Source organism: Lentiprolixibacter sp., from assembly GCF_982873095.1.
Genome location: NZ_CEYNTP010000162.1, coordinates 4,425 through 6,617 on the forward strand (window position 1 = coordinate 4,425; position 2,193 = coordinate 6,617).

Annotated in this window: 2 protein-coding genes; both read right to left on the bottom strand. The window is 44.6% G+C overall.

Translation table 11 applies throughout. From position 1 onward, the window contains the following. Window positions 1-1,164, bottom strand: a 1,164-nt coding sequence (locus AC4E7D_RS10085; RefSeq protein WP_490173674.1) for a hypothetical protein, incomplete at its 3' end; no start/stop codon positions are given. 482 nt (window positions 1,165-1,646) lie between these two features. Further along, on the bottom strand, window positions 1,647-2,193 hold a 547-nt coding region (locus tag AC4E7D_RS10090), incomplete at its 5' end, for an aminotransferase class I/II-fold pyridoxal phosphate-dependent enzyme (RefSeq protein WP_490173675.1).

Consider the following 2,193-nt stretch of genomic DNA (forward strand, 5'->3'; position numbering starts at 1 on the left):
AACAACCACTGGGGGCTCAGGAACCACAGGTGGTTTGTCAACAATTGCTGGTTGCGCAGGGGGAGGTGTTTTCTTTACCGGACGCGGAGCCTTCTCTATGGTGAAATACGAGGTGGCAAATTTAGCGACGTGGTATTTGTTTACCGGAAATTGCTCAATTCCTATTACCTTGTAGTTATTGCCAGCCGGAAGACTCTTGTTCAAAACGATCCCATCCTTAAGCTGTTGGTTTTTATGCGTACCCAGGTCCTGTACTACCATATCGTCCTTAACCAAAAAGAAACGTATGGTCATGTCCGGGTCAATATTGGACGTATCCCATTTGAGCATAACTGGATTGGGAATGGTCCAGACCGTTCTGGAGTTGGGCTCAGTAATCTGGATCTCTGAACGGAACTTTATGCGTTCATTGATACGCGACTGATTGATTTTCTGCATTTCGCCACTAAATTGGCGGTAGGGCACATAAGCAGCAAGACCTACTTCATTTTCAAGCAATTGCTGATAAATGTCTTCAAATAGGGGAAGTGCGTTGACCAGTGGTATTTTGCTGGGATAACGTTTTGCAATTTTATCCAATTGCGCCAATACCCTTTTGGTATTTTTATCCGGGTTAAAGGGTTTTGACTGGGTTACGTCGCGATCTCCCAGGGTTTCCGCATGACGGAGTTTAACGTATCCAAAGCGGTTATCCAAAAACTGAATGGCGTCCTGGTAATTCAATTTCTGTGTCTCCTTATACCTTTGGGCGATCTCATAGGCCTTTAAATATTCTTGTATGCCCTGCTGTATCGTGGCTTTGGCCAGTATATTACTGGTCTCCTGAGGCGCCATTATGGCCTGCTTCAGCATATGGATGAGTAAGTCCCTTGGAATGGCCTGACCAATGTCCGAAAAGCCTCCCTGAAAATAATCAAAGGCCAGGGAAGGGGATTCAAGGAGAACATATTTGTCCTCATTCACGCCAAGCTGGTAGTCTTTGCCATATTTAGAAATTACATCGGAATGGGATTCCGGAGACCAGGGCCCGGCCTGTTCTTCCAGGATCTGCTTGCAAAGTTCAATGGGGTCTTCAATTAGGGATGAATAGACCGATCCCGCACTAAAGCTATGTGCGAGGAACACCGATAAACAGAATAGGGCTAATAAAAATCGATGTTTCATGTGTCTGGTGTAACCCCTGTGCCGGCATCTACCCAAGGTTTAAAAAAACCTGTTGATTTCAGGACAGATACAATCACTGGGATATCCACATAGATAACTCCATTTACCCCATTATTATTATATGGAAGACAAACATTCTGAGAGAATTCTCCTATAGTTCCTACAGGAAGTGAAGAGTAGGAATTAGAACAGAATCAATGGATTATTGACCCTATAGAATTTTAAAAACGAATATGTACCAGGACCACAACAGGCAGAATGCACAAAAGGCATAGAGTATATAGGTGGTTGTGGTACTTTTTTTCACGGTACGTTCAATTGTGGAGACAAGTAACAAAAATCTATCCAGAGCACCGTGGATTACTCCACGTACGGAATATTTTATCGATTTACGACCAAAAATCCGATGAAATACATCGTATTTCTCCTACATTTCACCCGTTAATCGGTAGAAAAGTGCATTTCATCGACAAAAGTAGCTTTTAACCCATTACACGCGCCAAGGCATTGCAAAAAGCGCTTACCTCCTGCATGGTCCCCGTACTGATCCTTGCCCAGTCTAACAGGGGAGGGAAGGGTCTGCCAATCAATACCCCTTCGGCCCGCATATCAGCAATTAAATTGCTTATGGGCCTCCCGGACTTAAAGAATACAAAGTTTGTATGTGATCGAATGTAAGGTAAACTGAGTTCATCCAGGCTCTTGTAAATGTGTGTTTTGGCCTCTGCGTTTTTGAGTAGGCTGTATTTGTAGAACTCATCGTCCTTTAGGGCTTCTTTGGCAGCTGCGATGGCCAGCATATTGGTGTTGGCCATAACGGCGGCTTTCAGGCGGGTGGCGATATCTGGTCGCGCTATCAGGTAACCGATTCGCAAACCTGCCAGGCCGTACACTTTGGAAAATGTCTTGGATACAATAAGGTTCCTGCCCTCTTTTACCAACTCCACCATGGAGGGGTAGTCCGGGACCGTAATAAAGTCATAGTAGGCTTCATCGCTGAAAATCAATGCTTTATTATCGTAGCTGGTA